This is a genomic window from Pseudomonas sp. LS.1a, assembly GCF_022533585.1.
Classification (GTDB): Bacteria; Pseudomonadota; Gammaproteobacteria; order Pseudomonadales; family Pseudomonadaceae; genus Aquipseudomonas.
In genome coordinates this window covers 910,907-926,478 of the sequence record NZ_CP092827.1, presented here as the reverse complement: position 1 = coordinate 926,478, position 15,572 = coordinate 910,907, and the positions used below count along the sequence as shown (strand labels likewise).

Sequence of the window (15,572 nt, the reverse complement as noted above, 5' to 3'; positions counted from 1 at the left end):
CTGGAGATGTCACTTGAGCAGGCCGGCCTCGCGTGCAGCCTGCTCGGTGCCCACGTAGTTCTCAGGCTTGGTCTCGATGAAGCGGCTGGCGGCCTGCAGGTCGAGGATCGCCTTGTGCTCCGGGTTGGCCGGGTCGAGGTCGAGGAAGGCTTTCTTGATCTTCGCTTTCAGCGCCGGGTCCATGTTGCCGCGCACGGTCCAGTTGTAGTCGAAGTAGGTCGGGGTGGTAGCGAACACCTTCACCTTGGTGGTATCGACCTTGCCGGCATCCACCAGCTTCTGCCAGACGCTGGCGTTGAGCACGCCGCCATCGACCTTGCCGGCCTGCACCCAGGCCACGGTGGCGTCGTGGGCGCCGGAGTAGGCAACACGGCCGAAGTAGTCTTCAGGCTTGATGTTGTCCTGCTTGAGCATGAAGTAACGCGGCATCAGGCTGCCCGAGGTGGACGAGATGGAACCGAAGGCGAACGACTTGCCCTTGAGGTCGGCCAGGCTCTTCACATCGGGGTTGGCGGTGATGAACTTGGAGGTGAACTGCGCATCCTGCTCACGCTGCACCAGCGGCGTTGCGGTCGGGTCCTTCAGGTGCACCTGGACGAAGGTGAAGCCGCCCAGCCAGGCCAGGTCGAGGCGATCGGAGGCCAGCGACTCGACCACTGCCGGGTAGTCGGCAACCGGTACGAACTTCACCTCCATGCCCAACTGCTTGGCCAGGTACTCGCCCAGCGGCTTGAACTTGCGCTGCAGTTCGGTCGGTGCTTCGTCAGGGATGGCGCTGACCCGCAGGGTGTCAGCAGCCTGGGCGACAACGGCACAGCAGGACAGCACGAGGCCGGCGGCGAGCGCCAGAGGGCGTTTGAGCATGGGAGTTCTCCGGTTCAATAGCGGGGAAGGGCCGGCCTATGCGCCGACAACGGGAATTCAGGAATTATAAGAGGCGCTGGCTCAAAGGCCAGCTTTGCTACAATCGCGCAATAAATTGACCTGCCGAGGTACGCATGAGCGAGCCGATTCGCCTGACCCAGTACAGCCATGGTGCCGGCTGTGGCTGCAAGATCTCCCCCAAGGTGCTGGATGTGATCCTCGCCGAAAGTGGCGCCCAGGCCCTGGACCCGAAACTGTGGGTGGGCAATGCCTCGCGCGACGACGCTGCCGTGTACGCGCTGGACGACGAGCGCGGCGTGGTCTCGACCACCGACTTCTTCATGCCGATCGTCGATGACCCGTACGACTTCGGCCGCATCGCCGCCACCAACGCCATCAGCGACATCTACGCCATGGGCGGCGACCCGCTGATGGCTATTGCCATCCTCGGCTGGCCGGTCAACGTGCTGCCGCCGGAAGTGGCCCGCGAAGTGATCCGCGGTGGCCGTGCGGTGTGCGCCGAAGCCGGCATCCCGCTGGCCGGCGGCCACTCCATCGACGCCCCCGAGCCGATCTTCGGCCTGGCCGTCACCGGCGTGGTCAGCAAACGCCACCTCAAACGCAACGACACCGCCAGCGCAGGCTGCCGCCTGTACCTGACCAAGCCGCTGGGCATCGGCATCCTGACCACCGCCGAAAAAAAGGCCAAGCTGCGCGCGCAGGACCAGGGCCTGGCCCGCGACTGGATGTGCACCCTCAACACCCCCGGCAGCCGCTTCGGCAAGCTGGACGGGGTCAAGGCCATGACCGACGTCACCGGTTTCGGCCTGCTCGGCCACCTGGTGGAACTGGCCGAAGGCAGCGGCCTTACCGCGCACCTGGACTACGCCGCCGTACCGCGCCTGCCCAGCGTCGACCACTACCTGGCCGAAGGCTGCATCCCCGGCGGCACCCTGCGCAACTTCGACAGCTACGGGCACAAGATCGGTGCCCTGAGCGACGACCAGAAGCACCTGCTGTGCGACCCGCAGACCAGCGGCGGCCTGCTGGTGGCCGTTACCCCGGAAGGTGAAGCCGAGTTCCTGGCGGTGGCCGCCGAACTGGGCCTGCAACTGGCGCCGATCGGCAAGCTGGTCGAGCGACAGAGCCACGCGGTCGAGGTGATCTGATGCGCCCCGACTGCACCGATTTCCGCCAGCTGTTCCTCGACGACGTGCCGATGATGGACATGCGCGCGCCTGTCGAATTTGCCAAGGGCGCCTTTCCCGGTGCCGTCAACCTGCCGCTGATGAACGACCAGGAGCGGCAAAAGGTCGGCACCTGTTATAAGCAGAAAGGCCAGGCTGCAGCCATCACCTTGGGCCATCAGTTGGTCAGCGGTGCGACCAAGCAGGCTCGGCTGGAGGCTTGGGTCGCGTTCGCCAAGGCGCATCCTGAAGGCTACCTGTACTGCTTCCGTGGCGGTCTGCGCTCGCATCTTGTGCAGGCATTGCTGCGCGATGAGGCGGGCATTGACTACCCGCTCGTCGAAGGCGGCTACAAGGCCATGCGCCACTTTCTGCTGGAGACGACCCAACAGGCGGTCTCGCAATGTGATTTCGTGCTGGTGGGCGGCCTGACCGGCACCGGCAAGACCGATGTGCTGCACCAGCTGGACAATGAGCTGGACCTGGAGGGCTACGCCAACCATCGGGGTTCCAGCTTTGGCAAGCGCGCCACAGCGCAGCCGGCGCAGATCGACTTCGAGAACCGGCTGGCCATAGACGTATTGAAGAAACGCGCCCGGGGAATCGAGCGGTTCGTACTGGAAGACGAAGGCCGTATCGTGGGCAGCTGCACCGTACCGCTGGAGCTGTACCAAGGCATGCAGCAATACCCGCTGGTGTGGCTGGAAGACAGTTTGGCCAACCGCGTGGAGCGTATCCTGCGCGATTACGTGATCAACCTGAGCGCCGAGTTCGTCAGCCTGCATGGTGAAGAAGAGGGCCGCCGACTGTTTGCCGAGGGGCTGCTGCAGAGCATGGGCAGGATCCACAAGCGCCTCGGCGGCGAGCGCTATCAGCGGCTGTCGGAAATCTTGCGCCAGGCGCTGGAAGAACAGCAGCGCAGCGGTTCGGTGGAGTTGCACCGGGTCTTCATCGAAGGCTTGCTGAGCGAGTATTACGACCCGATGTATGCCTACCAGCGCGCGGCCAAGGCTGAACGTATCGAGTTTGCCGGGGATGCCGTGGAAGTGCGCGAGTACCTCAAGGCCCGGGCGCTACGCGAGCCGCGCAAGTAGAAACGTGCGGTGGATGGCACCGGCGTTGCCGGTGTTCGCGGGTAAACCCGCTCCCACAGGTACAGCGTGATCTCAAAGCTTGCGAAATACCTGTGGGAGCGGGTTTACCCGCGAAGAGGCCCGTATAGACAGCCCTACTGCCCCGGACTAAGCACCCGCTCCAGCTCCGCCGCCCGGTCGCGGGTCATGTCCATCACACAGGCCCCACCTTCCAGCTGCGCCATGGTCCCGCCACTGGCTTGTACATGGAACTGACAATTGCCATCGCGATAGGCAAGCCACTTGCGCTGCACATCCCGCAGGCTCTTCTGCTGCCCGGCATCCAGCTTGCCCATCAATTGCTTGTACACCCGGTTCAGGCGCTGGTCCTGCAACTGCGTCTCGGCCTGAATGCACTCGCTCATGGCCACGGTAGTGGATGCCTTGTCCATGCACTGCCCGTATCCCGGCGTGTAGTCCTCCGCCATGGCCAACGGCAGCACACAGGCCAATGCCAGGCCCGTCAGGTAATGCTTGCTCATGCAACCCCTCCTTGTGGATTTCAAAGCGTCTGCGGCTGTTCCGGCGGCATCAGCACCTTGCCCGGCTCGAAGCGCAGCGACGGCATCTGCGTCGCCGCATACAGCGCCACGCCAAGCGCCGCGATCAACAGCACATCCAGCCAGCTCCAGCCCGGCATGTCGTCGGCACTGCGTGCCCTCCAGCAATGCCAGGCATGCCCCACGCAAAACACCACCATCGCCGCCAGCCACAGGTAGAAACCGACACCAAAACCGGTCAGGTCATGAAACTCATAGCTCTGGTTGTCCGGCAAGCGGTCAATGCCGAAACTGCTGGCCGCCAGGTACGCAGCCACCAGCCCGAGCAGCAATGCCAGCCGGCGAAAGCGTCGATGGGCAAGGATCGCCAAGGCCAGTAGCGGGTTGGCAAACCATTGGTACAAGCCGAAGGGCACGCCCCAGGGACCGTACAACAGCATTTGCAGGGCCGGCATGTGGCGGTCGCCGCTCATCAGCGCGCCATCGAAGAACAATGCGAGCAGGTAAAGCAGCAGGCTGACGCTCAGGTAGAAAACTGGCAAAAGATTTATTTCCTAGGCAACCGGGGGCTCAAGCAGAAGGCCATAAATACCCGAATCGGACAACTCGCCGGCAACGCACCAACGCGCACGCAAGGTACCTTCCAGCACAAAACCCTGGCGCTCCAGGGTACGCGCCGACCCTTGGTTACGCGGGTCGATCTCGCCTTCCAGACGGCGCATGTGCAAGGTGTGGGCGAGGTAGTCGATGAAACAGGTCAGTGCTTCGTCCATGTAGCCCCTGCCCTGCACCGCGCTGGCCAGGCAGTAGCCGATTTCACCACGGCGGGATACATCGTCGATGTTGAACAACTGGACCATGCCGATCAGTTCGCCGTTGTCACGGCGATACATGCCAAGCTTGAGCTGGTCGCCATTGGCATAGGCTTCGCGGTCGGCGGCCAGGGCGCTTTCGGCTTCGGCCAGGTCTTGCCAGGGGGCATGATGCCAATAGCGCATGACCTCGGGGTCGGCCATGATCGCCAGCCATTGCGCGGCATCGGCATGGCGCATGGGGCGCAATTGCAGACGCGGGCTGTCGAGGCAGAGGTCACTGGGGAAACTGCGGGGTGGGGTCACGCCGGATCTCCTGTCCATTGCTGGGGAGATGACAGTTTAACTTCATGTGGGGTGGGTGGGGCAGGTCTTGGGTTTGGGGTTGTATTTGAGAGGTGCCTGCCTTGGGTTTGGTGGGGTGCGGAAATCGAGCGCCGCCCGCGCGGCGCTTCGCGGGACAAGCCCGCTCCCACATTTGTTGCAACGTGCCGAACCTGTCAGGCCATGGTTGCCAGCCATGGTGGGGCAACTGGATTTCTGGATTTGCATTGCTGCCGCCCCACCTGCCTCAAGTCCTGCACCAGGGCTGACAACGCCTCTCCCACAGGCATGGCCACGTTGCAACAAATGTGGGAGCGGGCTTGTCCCGCGAAGCGCCGCGCGGGCGGCGCTCGATCTCAAAACCACCACAAACCTTTCGGCATGCACCTGTCAGCCGCTACTGGCCAGCCCGACATACACATCCGGCCAACACTCAATCGCCCCGGTTCAACCCCACTTCCATGTCATTGATCAGCGCCTTGGCCATGGCACTGAGAATCCGCGCCGCGCTGCCGGCGATCTTGTCGCCCTCCATCTCGGCCTCTTCGTTCAGATGCTTGATGCAGCCGATCAGGACCGATAATTCATCGAATGCCAGATCGAGCGGGACGTCCGGTTCAACCCGGTACAGCTCGAGGAATTTCTCCACGCCTGCGGTGGTGCGGGATTTGAGGTAATTACTCATGATGAACTCCAAATGTGTGCTGGAGGCAACCACCTCGATCCTTCTCACAGATTTGGGCGGCAGCCGTACGCGAGGTGAGAAGCCCGTGTTGGAGTCACCACGGTCAGGCCGAAGCCTGCACGCGCACAGCTGCCATAAGCTGACAAGGGACTACCAACGACGAGTTCTCACACTCGCTCGCCTTCTGGGCGAACGGCGAAGTTAACGCTGTGGTATTTCCCTGCCTATCAGACGGCATCCGACTGAGCTCGTAGGATAATTCCCAATGCCCGGCCACCTGAAGCATTTGGTTTCAGGTTCAGATTCTTCTTACAGCTGATGGCCTCTTCGCGGGCACAGGCAACCTTGGAAGAATCAGGCCACCTCAGCCCCATCATCCGGCCAATGCGGCTCATTGGCCCCCGGCGGGGTCAGCGGTGGCAGCCCATAGGCCGCCCGTGCATCGTCGCAGCTGGGGTTATGCACCCCACCCACCCACGACGCCTCGAACTCGCGGCAGGGGCTGGAACGGTTGGCGTAGATGGTACACGCCACCTCCTGGCCGATCTCGCCCTGCAGGCTGATGCAACGGCAGGGTTTGGCATCGGTGCCGATCATGGCAACACGGGTGGGGTTGATCTGTACCACCAGGTCGTCCGGCACAAGGCCCCCGGCAGACTGGCATTCGCCCCAGAAAAAGGACACACGGAAGTACCCGCAGCAGGCGCCGCAGTCAAGGCAAGGGTTGTATTCGGACATGATGGCACGGAGGGAAGGTTGTTGTTATCGGGGCTGGCCCGCAGCGCCATTTTCAATCCAAGCCGGGGCGCCTGGATAGAGGGGGAATGCAAAAATATTTGCCGCTGATCCGGCAATTGAGCATGGACGACCAGCGCCTTCGCCGGCCGCCCGTTCAAGTTAGCGTAATGCCTTGTAGGAAGTGACATCCCAGCGCTGCAAACCAAGGCCTTCGGTCGGGTCATAGCCATCACCACACACCTTGCTGAAGTGTGTGCGAGCCTCGCCGCAATGCACCAGCCGGTCGTCCTTTTCGCCCTCGGTCAGTACGGTATACGACTCGCTGCGCATGGCCTTGTACTGCCCTTCGGCAGCAGCCATGACCCTGTGGTATTGCATCAACTGGTTGTCGCTCAGGCACAGGCGCTTGTCCAGCCCCACACCCCAGCGGGTCAGGCAGACCTCGGCAAAATGGCGAACGATCAACCCTGGCTCCACCAGTACCTCACCGCCACCCGCACCGTCGACCGAGGCATTGCCCACCAGGGTGGCATGGCGGCCTGGCATGGGGTAGATGCAGATCCGCGTATCCGGTTCGACCGAGGGGATCACACAGGCAAAGCCTTTCGATCGCTCGTCCCGCGAATAGAAACCCACGTACTCGCGGACATTGCCCGCCAGGGTTACCCGCCGGCTTTGCAGGTTGCCGATGCCCGGCACCGGGTCGATGGCGAAGATATTGACGGGTATGTCCCGCAATACAGGGTCCTGCGCCATGGCGTTAGCCAGCATGTGGCAGCTGATCCCGCCCCTGCTCCAGCCCACCAGGTTCACCTGGGTCGGCAAGCGCGGCGTGCGGAACATGCTGATGATGCGCTCCTGCAACTCCTGCGGTGTTGGATGGCGCTCACCATAGTCGTAGGTCCGCCAGAACCAGGAGGCAGTGGAAGACACATCCGGAATGGGTACGCCGGCGTCCTTCAGGCGCAGGTACTCCTCTTCGCTCAGCTTGGTGCGCTGCCAGCTGCTTTCACCCTTGATCACCTGCAGCACATGGTTGACGTTCTCTTCCCAGCCGCGGCCGAACAACTGGCCGGTCCAGTTGAAGTAGCCGCCGGGCTCGACGAACAGGTTGTCGTCCTGGAGGTTGCCGCTGCCGGGGCCGTCAACGGCGATCCAGTGGGCGAATTCGCGGCCCTGGTCATTGCTGGCCAGGGTCGAGACCAGCTCGCCATTCCAGAAGTTGGGGTTGGCGTCGTCGAAGCGGTGGGAACCGGTGCCGCAGAAATAGGCAGTGAAGACACTCATTTGTGGGTCTCTGTGGTGAGAAATGAGTGCTGAAGGTAGGTAGATAAATCAGTGGGATGCAGGTGGAAAACTCGCCTTAGTATCAGTCGGGGCCGCTTTGCAGCCCTTTCGCGACACAAGGCCGCTCCCACCGCTACGCCGCAATTTTCAAATGCTGCGCTGTACCTGTGGGAGCGGCCTTGTGTCGCGATGGGCCGCAAAGCGGCCCCAATAACTTACTTGCGGGTCAAACCATCAGCCCGGAACATCTGCCGGATCCCGCGAATCGCCTGGCGAATACGGTCCTGGTTCTCGATCAGGGCAAAGCGAACATGGTCATCACCATAATCACCAAAGCCGATCCCCGGCGACACGCATACCTTGGCCTCGGCCAGCAGCTTCTTGGAAAACTCCAGCGAGCCCAGGTGCGCATACTCCGGCGGGATCTTCGCCCATACGTACATCGAGGCCTTGGGGTTCTCGACCATCCAGCCCAGCTCGTGCAGCCCTTTCACCAGCAGGTTGCGGCGCTGGCGGTATTGCTCGGCAATGTCGCGCACGCACTGCTGATCGCCTTCCAGTGCGGCAATGGCAGCCACCTGCAGCGGGGTGAAGGTGCCGTAGTCGTGGTAGCTCTTGATCCGCGCCAGGGCGCTGACCAGCTCGGGGTTGCCGACCATGAAGCCGATCCGCCAGCCGGCCATGTTGTAGCTCTTGGACAGGGTGAAGAACTCCACCGCGATGTCCTTGGCCCCCGGCACCTGCATGATCGACGGGGCTTTCCAGCCGTCGTAGACGATGTCGGCATAGGCCAGGTCATGTACCACCAGCACGTTGTACTGCTTGGCCAAAGCCACCACGCGCTCGAAGAAGTCCAGCTCCACGCACTGGGCGGTGGGGTTGGACGGGAAGCCGAGGATCATCATCTTCGGCTTGGGAATCGACTCGCGGATGGCCCGCTCGAGTTCGTTGAAGAAGTCCACACCCGGCACCAGCGGCACCGAACGCACCTGGGCACCGGCGATCACTGCCCCGTAGATATGGATCGGGTAGCTGGGGTTGGGCACCAGCACCGTGTCGCCCTGGTCAAGGGTGGCCAGCATCAGGTGCGCCAGGCCTTCCTTCGAGCCGATGGTGACGATGGCTTCGCTTTCCGGGTCGATGTCGACCTCGTAGCGTTCCTTGTACCAGTTGGATATGGCCCGACGCAGGCGTGGGATACCGCGAGAGGTGGAATAGCCGTGGGTGTCTTCACGCTGGGCGACCTGCACCAGTTTCTCGACGATGTGCGGCGGGGTGGCGCCATCGGGGTTGCCCATGCTCAGGTCGATGATGTCCTCGCCACGGCGGCGGGCAGCCATCTTGAGCTCGGCAGTGATGTTGAAGACGTAAGGGGGGAGACGATCGATGCGCGCAAAGCGGCGCGGCGAACCTGGGTTGGCCATGGCTTCCTCTGAGTACGTAAGCGCCCGGAACCGTCCGAGCGACGTTGGCCGATGTGGCGGCCTGGATCAGAAGATAGTGCCGAAACAGTATGACTGTAAAGGACAATTTCCTGTTTTGTTAGAATTTTTCAGATGTATTTTTTGAAAATTTCAAATTTATATTTCAGGTCCGACCTCTTCGCGGGTAAACCCGCTCCCACAGGGGACGCACCAAGCTCAAATCCTGTGCACGAACCTGTGGGAGCGGGTTCACCCGCGAAAGGGCCAGCACAGGAAAAAACCCATAAAAAAACCCCGGCACAATGGCCGGGGCTTTCGTGTAACAGGCAGCAGTATCAGCGTGCGTAAGTCATCAGCACGTCCGCAGCGGTCTGGCTGTCCACACCCATCATCACGCTCAGGGCAGTGACGGTGAGGATGGAGAAGCCGAACACCTTGCGGGCCCACTTGCTGTCGTCCTCGGCCTTGTAGCCACCCCAGGCCATGTACAGCCAGTACAGGCCCATGGCTGCTGCCACGGCCAGGTAGCCGAGGCCGGCGTAACCGCCGAGGGTAAGCATCAGGGTTGCGAGCACGAAGGCCAGCACGTACAGCACGATCTGCTTCTTCGCCGCGAGGACACCACGTGCCACCGGCAGGACCGGAATGTTGGCAGCGCTGTAATCCTTGAAGCGGAAGATCGCGATGGCAAAGCTGTGCGGCATCTGCCACAGGCTGAACATCACCAGCAGGGTGACTGCAGCCAGGTCGAAGCTGTTGCTCACGGCGCAATAGCCGATCACCGGAGGCATGGCACCAGACAGGCTGCCGACCAAGGTGCCGTGCACCGATTTACGCTTCAGCCACAGGCTGTAGAAACCGACGTAGACGATGAAGCCTACAGCTGCGCAGAACGCCGACAGCGGGTTGGCCTGGACATACAGCAGGCTGAAACCCGCCACCCCGAGCAGGGTGGCGTAGATCAGCGCGAGGGGCAGCGACATGCCGCCCTGGACCATGACGCGGTTCTTGGTGCGCTCCATCTTGTGGTCGATGTCACGGTCGATGCAGTTGTTGAACACGCATCCGGACGCAACCACCAGCGAAGTACCGATCACCACCGCCAGGAACAGGGCGAAATCCACATGGCCCTTCGAGGCAAGGAAGAAACCGCCTGCCACGGAAAGCACGTTACCGAAAATGATCCCCGGTTTGGTGATTTGGATAAAGTGCTTAACGGACATGCAGTCTTACCTCACTTGGCCAACATTTCAAAGTGGATGCTGAACATGATCCACAGCGACAGGCCGACAAGCAGAGCGATCACCAGAGCGGTGAACAGGAACGTCGAGACGTTGCTACGTTGCTCTTTCGAGCGGTCCATGTGCAGGAAGTACACGAGGTGTACGACTACCTGGATCACGGCCATGGCAACAATGATCAGAACGGTCAGGTTCTTCGGCAGGCTTGGCGACATGGCCAGGCCGAACGGGATCGCAGTCAGGATGATCGACAGGATGAAGCCGATCATGTACGACTTGACGCTGCCGTGGTTACCTTCGTGATGAGTGTCGTGTGCGTTAGCCATTACAGAACTCCCAGCAGGTAGACGACGGTGAATACGCAGATCCAGACCACGTCCAGGAAGTGCCAGAACAGGCTCAGGCAGCTCATGCGGGTCTTGGCGGTCGGCGTGATGCCGTGCTTGTTGATCTGGTACATCATGACTGCCATCCAGATCAGGCCGGCGGTCACGTGCAGGCCGTGGGTACCTACCAGGGCGAAGAAGCCCGACAGGAAGCCACTGCGGTTCGGGCCGAAGCCTTCGCCGATCAGGTGATGGAATTCATAGATTTCCATCGCGATGAAGCCTGCACCGAACAGGAAGGTCACAGCCAACCAGCCCAGTACGCCAGCTTTCTTGCCATCGAACATCTTCAGCATGGCGAAGCCGAAGGTGATCGAGGACAGCAGCAGGAACAGCGTTTCAACAGCTACGAAATCGAGCTGGAAGATGTCATGACCCGACGGGCCGCCGGCAAAACTGCCGGACAGCACCGCGTAGGTGGCGAAGAGCGACGCAAACAGGATGCAGTCGGTCATCAGGTACAGCCAGAAACCGAGTACGGTCATCTGGCCCGAGTCGTGGTGGTGGTCGTCATGCCCATGGTCGTGACCATGAGCAGCACCGTGCATTACTTGACTGGACATTGATTACACCCGCTCAAACGATTCGACACGTGCGCCGGCAGGCAGAGCACCTGCTTTGGCCAGCGCTTTCATGCGCTCGCCTTCGATGCGCGCCACTTCTTCGGCCGGAACCATGTAGCCCTGGTCGTCACGCGCAGCGTGGCGAACGAAGACAGCGATGGTTGCAACCAGGCTCGCGCCAACCAGCCACCAGATGTGCCAGATGAAGGCGAAGCCGAAGACGGTCAGGAACAGGCCCATGAACAAACCGGTGGAGGTGTTGCTCGGCATGTGGATCGCTTCGTACTTGGCCGCAGGCTTGTAGGCAACACCGGCTTCCTTGGCTTCGTGCCAGGCATCCAGGCCAACCTTCTCAGGCATGTGGGCGAAGTTGTAGAACGGAGGTGGCGACGAAGTCGACCATTCCAGGGTACGGCCGCCCCATGGGTCGCCGGTCACGTCCAGGTTCTGGTTGCGATCGCGAACCGATACGTACAGCTGGATCAGCTGGCAGGCGATACCGAACAGGATCAGCACGGCGCCGACAACGGCTACGTACAGGTAGGGTTCCCACAGTGGGTTGTCGGAGTGGTTCAGACGACGGGTCATGCCCATGAAGCCCAGGGCGTACAGCGGCATGAACGCAACGTAGAAGCCCGAGATCCAGAACCAGAAGGCAGCCTTGCCCCACTTCTCGTTCAGGGTGAAACCGAAGGCTTTCGGGAACCAGTAGGCGAAGCCGGCGATGTAGCCGAATACCGCACCACCGATGATCACGTTGTGGAAGTGAGCAATTACGAACAGGCTGTTGTGCAGCACGAAGTCAGCACCTGGAACAGCCAGCAGAACACCAGTCATGCCACCGATGGAGAAGGTGATCATGAAGCCCAGGGTCCACATGATCGGCGCGGTGAAGCGCAGACGGCCCTGGTAGATGGTGAACAGCCAGTTGAACAGCTTCACACCGGTCGGAATGGAGATCAGCATCGTCGCCAGGCCGAAGAAGGTGTTGACGCTGGCGCCGGCACCCATGGTGAAGAAGTGGTGCAGCCATACAGCGAAGCCCAGCACGGCGATGGCGCCCGATGCGTAGATCATCGAGTGGTGGCCGAACAGACGCTTGCCTGCGAAGGTGGAGGTAACTTCCGAGAACACGCCGAAGGCCGGCAGGATCAGGATGTAGACCTCAGGGTGACCCCACGCCCAGAACAGGTTGACGTACATCATCGGGTTCCCACCAAGCTCGTTGGTGAAGATGTGGAAGTCCAGATAACGGTCAACAGTCAGCAGAGCGAGTGCAGCGGTCAGGATCGGGAAGGAAGCCACGATCAGCACGTTGGCCCAGGTGCAGGTCCAGGTGAAGATCGGCATGTCCATCAGCTTCATGCCAGGGGCGCGCATCTTCATCACGGTGACGAGGAAGTTCACGCCGGTAAGCGTCGTACCCAGGCCCGAGAGCTGTAGCGCCCAGATGTAGTAGTCGACACCCACCCCAGGGCTGTACTGAATGCCCGCGAGCGGCGGATAGGCAACCCAGCCGGTCTTGGCGAATTCACCAACGCCCAGCGAGATGTTGACCAGCAGCACGCCTGCCAGCAGCAGGTAGAAGCTCAGGGAGTTCAGGAACGGGAAGGCAACGTCACGTGCACCGATCTGCAGAGGAACCGCCAGGTTCATCAGGCCGGTGAAGAACGGCATCGCCATGAAGATGATCATGATCACACCGTGAGCGGTGAAGATCTGGTCATAGTGTTCAGGCGGCAGGTAGCCTTCGGAGCCACCGGTAGCGGCAGCCAGCTGGGTACGCATCATGATGGCGTCGGCAAAGCCGCGCAGCAGCATGACCATCGCGACGATGATGTACATCACCCCGATCTTCTTGTGGTCGACAGTCGTCAACCACTCGGTCCACAAGTAGGTCCACTTGCGGAAGTAGGTGATAGCACCGACGACAGCGATACCACCGAGCGCGATCATGGCAAGCGTCACCATGACTATCGGCTCGTGATAGGGTATCGCCTCCAGGCTTAGTTTACCGAACATCTCTTACTCCTCTGCACCGGCAGCTGGTTGCATACTCGATTCCACACCCTTGGTAGTGGCCAGATCTTTGCTGCCTGCTTCTTCGTGGCTCGGACGACCGCGGTTCATGCCTTCGTACTTGTCGACGATCAGCTGGAACTGGTCAGGCGAAGCCTCGCTATACAGCGCGACTGGGTTGTTTTCGCTTGGTTTGGCCAAGGCGTCGTATTCGGCCTTGTCCAGCTTCTTCGGCGACTGCTTGACCTCGGCGACCCACTTGTCGAAGTCTTCCTGGGAGGTGGCAGTAGCCTTGAATTTCATGCCGGTGAAGCCAGCACCGCTGTAGTTGGCGCTGATACCGTCGAACTCGCCGTTTTCGTTGGCGATCAGGTGCAGCTTGGTGGTCATGCCGGCCATGGCGTAGATCTGGCCGCCCAGGCCCGGGATGAAGAACGAGTTCATCACGGCATCGGAAGTGACGCGGAAGTTAACCGGGGTGTTAGCCGGGAAGACGATCTTGTTGACCGTGGCAATGCCCTGCTCCGGGTAGATGAACAGCCACTTCCAGTCCAGCGCGACCACGTCGATCTGCACTGGCTTCACATCGGAATCCAGCGGACGGTACGGGTCCAGCTTGTGGGTGGAGTGGTAGGTGAAGTAGCCCAGGGCGATGATGATCAGGATCGGGATGATCCACACCGCGGCTTCGATCTTGGTCGAGTGCGACCAGTCGGGGGTGTAGGTGGCAGCCTTGTTGGAAGCACGGTACTTCCAGGCGAAAACCACGGTCATGATAATGACCGGAATCACCACCAGCAGCATCAGGCCGGTAGCGATCAGGATCAGGTTCTTTTGCTCAATGCCGACCTGGCCCTTCGGGTCGAGCAGGGTCCAGTTGCACCCACTGAGTAAAAGCATGCCTAAAAAGGGCAATATGCCAAACAGTCTGGGGTAACGCTTTTTACTCATCTCACGACCTCTAGATCAGCTTGCTTCAATGCAATTTGTGTTTTGGTAGCCAACACTTCGTCCTGCCAAGTGAGGCATTTCACGCCCGTACTCGCTCCTGCCCGGGGTCTGACTGCAGGACCTAGGCGTGAAGCGAGTTAGCGGTGCTTATGGTTTCGTAGGCAACAGGCCTGTACTTCAGACCAAGTCCATTTGGTGCGGGAAAACGCGGAGGGGGGTCCGCCCGGTATCGCCGTTGGGCGAAACTTGACGAAGTCAGCAAAAAGGAGCGCTGGGGCTTCCTTCAATCCTGCGACTTGCAAGCAGTGCCGAACGGAAATTGGGGGCGATTGTAGATAGGTCGCCAACCCTTGACTATGACTTATTGAGCAACAGTCTTTTACAGAATCTGCAACAATACTGCTCAAAAACTCAACTTCGCGACAGTTTGTCGCACCCCGCTTGCTAGGCCCCAAAGCCGCATTCTGCAAGGCCTCCGGGTTGATCTGGATCAAGCGGGGAGCAAATTTCCCCTCTTCTCATGCGGCGCAAAAGACCCCATGCAATTCGGGACTTTTGTCTAAGCCCGGCGTCGGTTGCGATAGATCCCGAGCGGAACCAGGACGGCCGTCAGGACGAACGCAACCAGCGCCCATTGCGCCAGAGACAAACCGAGGATCGGCGGGTACGGCGTGCTGCAGAAGCCGTCGACCTGGAACACCAGCGGCCAGAGCTTGGCCAGCGGCAGGTCGTCCACGATCGGTTGCAGGGTGTCGATGCCGCAACTGACCATGGGGTTGGCGAGTATATACACATGGTTGCCGGCCGCAACGATTCCGCCAATGGCGCTGAGCACCACCAGTGCCTCGAAGAAGGTCAGGCTGCGGCGCCCGGGCATCGCCGCGGCGAGGAAGGCGAACACGGCAATGAACAGCAGCGCATAACGCTGCAGGATGCACAATGGGCAGGGTGCCTCGCCCAGGACTATCTGCATGTAGAGGGCGCCACCGATCAGCGAAATGCAGATCAGGCCCAACAGCACCAGAAAGCGCCGTTCCCGATTCAGGCGCGATGTTTGTTCGTTCATTGCCGGTTCCTTCGATGGATAGTGGCAGCGTGGTCCGCCTGCCTGGGCGCAAGTCTACACGCTGGGCAGGGCCTTTGAGCGTGCCGAGGAAGCGGCGTGATGGCGCTGCTGGGCTATCCGGTGTGGCTGAGACCGGCCGCAACGACGTCGGTTCAACGTCGGGCGGCAAAAAACGGCTGCCGGGTGCCGCGCAGGAGCAAGCCCCTCGACACCCGGGAGTGAAGGATACCGTGATTAAAGGACGATTAACGATGAAAGCTGCACTGGCGCTTTCATCTCTCCTTTATATAGGCAGGAAGGTGAGGTGCGGCCCAGCGGCCGGGATAAATATTCTGTAAGCCTGTACCGGCCTCTTCGCGGGTAAACCCGCTCCCACAGGGCCCCCACAAGGT

16 protein-coding genes are annotated in these 15,572 nt (G+C 61.0%); 2 read left to right on the top strand and 14 right to left on the bottom strand.

Annotation, left to right across the window (positions count from 1 at the left end; translation table 11 throughout):
• Window positions 1–9: 9 nt before the first annotated feature.
• Window positions 10–864 carry a putative selenate ABC transporter substrate-binding protein gene (locus tag MKK04_RS04250; protein ID WP_207838041.1) on the bottom strand — a complete coding sequence of 285 codons (855 nt, stop codon included), beginning with the start codon at window positions 862–864 and terminating at the stop codon, window positions 10–12.
• 134 nt (window positions 865–998) lie between these two features.
• Here MKK04_RS04250 and selD point away from each other — a divergent pair, with 134 nt between their 5' ends.
• Together selD and mnmH are read left to right on the top strand one after the other, a co-directional pair.
• Window positions 999–2,033 carry a selenide, water dikinase SelD gene (selD, locus tag MKK04_RS04245; protein WP_207838039.1) on the top strand — a complete coding sequence of 345 codons (1,035 nt, stop codon included), beginning with the start codon at window positions 999–1,001 and terminating at the stop codon, window positions 2,031–2,033.
• Window positions 2,033–3,145: a tRNA 2-selenouridine(34) synthase MnmH gene (gene mnmH, locus MKK04_RS04240; RefSeq protein ID WP_207838038.1), complete on the top strand. Its 1,113-nt coding sequence runs from the start codon at window positions 2,033–2,035 to the stop codon at window positions 3,143–3,145. The genes selD and mnmH overlap by 1 nt, the downstream gene beginning before the upstream one ends.
• Before the next feature lie 134 nt (window positions 3,146–3,279).
• Here the strand turns inward: mnmH and MKK04_RS04235 are convergent, their stop codons facing one another.
• From MKK04_RS04235 to MKK04_RS04175, 13 genes are all read right to left on the bottom strand, one after another.
• Window positions 3,280–3,666, bottom strand: coding sequence for a lysozyme inhibitor LprI family protein (locus tag MKK04_RS04235; RefSeq protein ID WP_207838037.1), 387 nt, complete (start codon window positions 3,664–3,666; stop codon window positions 3,280–3,282).
• Between the two features lie 20 nt (window positions 3,667–3,686).
• On the bottom strand, window positions 3,687–4,226 hold the full coding sequence (locus MKK04_RS04230; protein ID WP_241106279.1) for a hypothetical protein: 540 nt from the start codon (window positions 4,224–4,226) through the stop codon (window positions 3,687–3,689).
• A gap of 12 nt (window positions 4,227–4,238) precedes the next feature.
• Window positions 4,239–4,802 carry a GNAT family N-acetyltransferase gene (locus MKK04_RS04225; protein ID WP_012270565.1) on the bottom strand — a complete coding sequence of 188 codons (564 nt, stop codon included), beginning with the start codon at window positions 4,800–4,802 and terminating at the stop codon, window positions 4,239–4,241.
• Between the two features lie 451 nt (window positions 4,803–5,253).
• A complete protein-coding gene (locus tag MKK04_RS04220; RefSeq protein WP_241106278.1) occupies window positions 5,254–5,505 on the bottom strand; it encodes a DUF3077 domain-containing protein in 252 nt (83 codons plus the stop codon).
• A gap of 354 nt (window positions 5,506–5,859) precedes the next feature.
• Window positions 5,860–6,243, bottom strand: a complete 384-nt coding sequence (locus tag MKK04_RS04215) for a YkgJ family cysteine cluster protein (RefSeq protein ID WP_063911285.1) — start codon at window positions 6,241–6,243, stop codon at window positions 5,860–5,862.
• Window positions 6,244–6,402: 159 nt separating this feature from the next.
• Window positions 6,403–7,530: a hypothetical protein gene (locus MKK04_RS04210; RefSeq protein ID WP_241106277.1), complete on the bottom strand. Its 1,128-nt coding sequence runs from the start codon at window positions 7,528–7,530 to the stop codon at window positions 6,403–6,405.
• A gap of 215 nt (window positions 7,531–7,745) precedes the next feature.
• Window positions 7,746–8,954, bottom strand: a complete 1,209-nt coding sequence (alaC, locus tag MKK04_RS04205) for an alanine transaminase (protein ID WP_087503060.1) — start codon at window positions 8,952–8,954, stop codon at window positions 7,746–7,748.
• A 335-nt stretch (window positions 8,955–9,289) separates the two neighbouring features.
• Window positions 9,290–10,177 (bottom strand): heme o synthase, encoded by an 888-nt coding sequence (gene cyoE / locus MKK04_RS04200; protein ID WP_063911282.1) that lies wholly within the window; start codon window positions 10,175–10,177, stop codon window positions 9,290–9,292.
• An 11-nt stretch (window positions 10,178–10,188) separates the two neighbouring features.
• Window positions 10,189–10,521, bottom strand: coding sequence for a cytochrome o ubiquinol oxidase subunit IV (cyoD, locus tag MKK04_RS04195; RefSeq protein ID WP_025337746.1), 333 nt, complete (start codon window positions 10,519–10,521; stop codon window positions 10,189–10,191).
• Window positions 10,521–11,144 (bottom strand): cytochrome o ubiquinol oxidase subunit III, encoded by a 624-nt coding sequence (gene cyoC, locus MKK04_RS04190; RefSeq protein WP_063911281.1) that lies wholly within the window; start codon window positions 11,142–11,144, stop codon window positions 10,521–10,523. The genes cyoD and cyoC overlap by 1 nt, the downstream gene beginning before the upstream one ends.
• Before the next feature lie 3 nt (window positions 11,145–11,147).
• On the bottom strand, window positions 11,148–13,166 hold the full coding sequence (gene cyoB, locus MKK04_RS04185) for a cytochrome o ubiquinol oxidase subunit I (RefSeq protein WP_207832521.1): 2,019 nt from the start codon (window positions 13,164–13,166) through the stop codon (window positions 11,148–11,150).
• A gap of 3 nt (window positions 13,167–13,169) precedes the next feature.
• Complete coding sequence (gene cyoA / locus MKK04_RS04180; protein WP_015268993.1) at window positions 13,170–14,114, bottom strand: ubiquinol oxidase subunit II; 945 nt, start codon at window positions 14,112–14,114, stop codon at window positions 13,170–13,172.
• Between the two features lie 559 nt (window positions 14,115–14,673).
• Window positions 14,674–15,180 (bottom strand): disulfide bond formation protein B, encoded by a 507-nt coding sequence (locus MKK04_RS04175; protein WP_207832518.1) that lies wholly within the window; start codon window positions 15,178–15,180, stop codon window positions 14,674–14,676.
• Between the last annotated feature and the right edge of the window lie 392 nt (window positions 15,181–15,572).

What these genes read in the sequence shown, in the direction of transcription:
- MKK04_RS04210 (WP_241106277.1), bottom strand. Translation starts at nt 7,530, where the DNA reads ATGAGTGTCTTCACTGCCTATTTCTGCGGCACCGGTTCCCACCGCTTC.
- cyoC (WP_063911281.1), bottom strand. Translation starts at nt 11,144, where the DNA reads ATGTCCAGTCAAGTAATGCACGGTGCTGCTCATGGTCACGACCATGGG.
- MKK04_RS04250 (WP_207838041.1), bottom strand. Translation starts at nt 864, where the DNA reads ATGCTCAAACGCCCTCTGGCGCTCGCCGCCGGCCTCGTGCTGTCCTGC.
- alaC (WP_087503060.1), bottom strand. Translation starts at nt 8,954, where the DNA reads ATGGCCAACCCAGGTTCGCCGCGCCGCTTTGCGCGCATCGATCGTCTC.
- MKK04_RS04235 (WP_207838037.1), bottom strand. Translation starts at nt 3,666, where the DNA reads ATGAGCAAGCATTACCTGACGGGCCTGGCATTGGCCTGTGTGCTGCCG.
- cyoE (WP_063911282.1), bottom strand. Translation starts at nt 10,177, where the DNA reads ATGTCCGTTAAGCACTTTATCCAAATCACCAAACCGGGGATCATTTTC.
- selD (WP_207838039.1), top strand. Translation starts at nt 999, where the DNA reads ATGAGCGAGCCGATTCGCCTGACCCAGTACAGCCATGGTGCCGGCTGT.
- cyoA (WP_015268993.1), bottom strand. Translation starts at nt 14,114, where the DNA reads ATGAGTAAAAAGCGTTACCCCAGACTGTTTGGCATATTGCCCTTTTTA.
- MKK04_RS04220 (WP_241106278.1), bottom strand. Translation starts at nt 5,505, where the DNA reads ATGAGTAATTACCTCAAATCCCGCACCACCGCAGGCGTGGAGAAATTC.
- mnmH (WP_207838038.1), top strand. Translation starts at nt 2,033, where the DNA reads ATGCGCCCCGACTGCACCGATTTCCGCCAGCTGTTCCTCGACGACGTG.
- cyoD (WP_025337746.1), bottom strand. Translation starts at nt 10,521, where the DNA reads ATGGCTAACGCACACGACACTCATCACGAAGGTAACCACGGCAGCGTC.
- MKK04_RS04175 (WP_207832518.1), bottom strand. Translation starts at nt 15,180, where the DNA reads ATGAACGAACAAACATCGCGCCTGAATCGGGAACGGCGCTTTCTGGTG.
- cyoB (WP_207832521.1), bottom strand. Translation starts at nt 13,166, where the DNA reads ATGTTCGGTAAACTAAGCCTGGAGGCGATACCCTATCACGAGCCGATA.
- MKK04_RS04215 (WP_063911285.1), bottom strand. Translation starts at nt 6,243, where the DNA reads ATGTCCGAATACAACCCTTGCCTTGACTGCGGCGCCTGCTGCGGGTAC.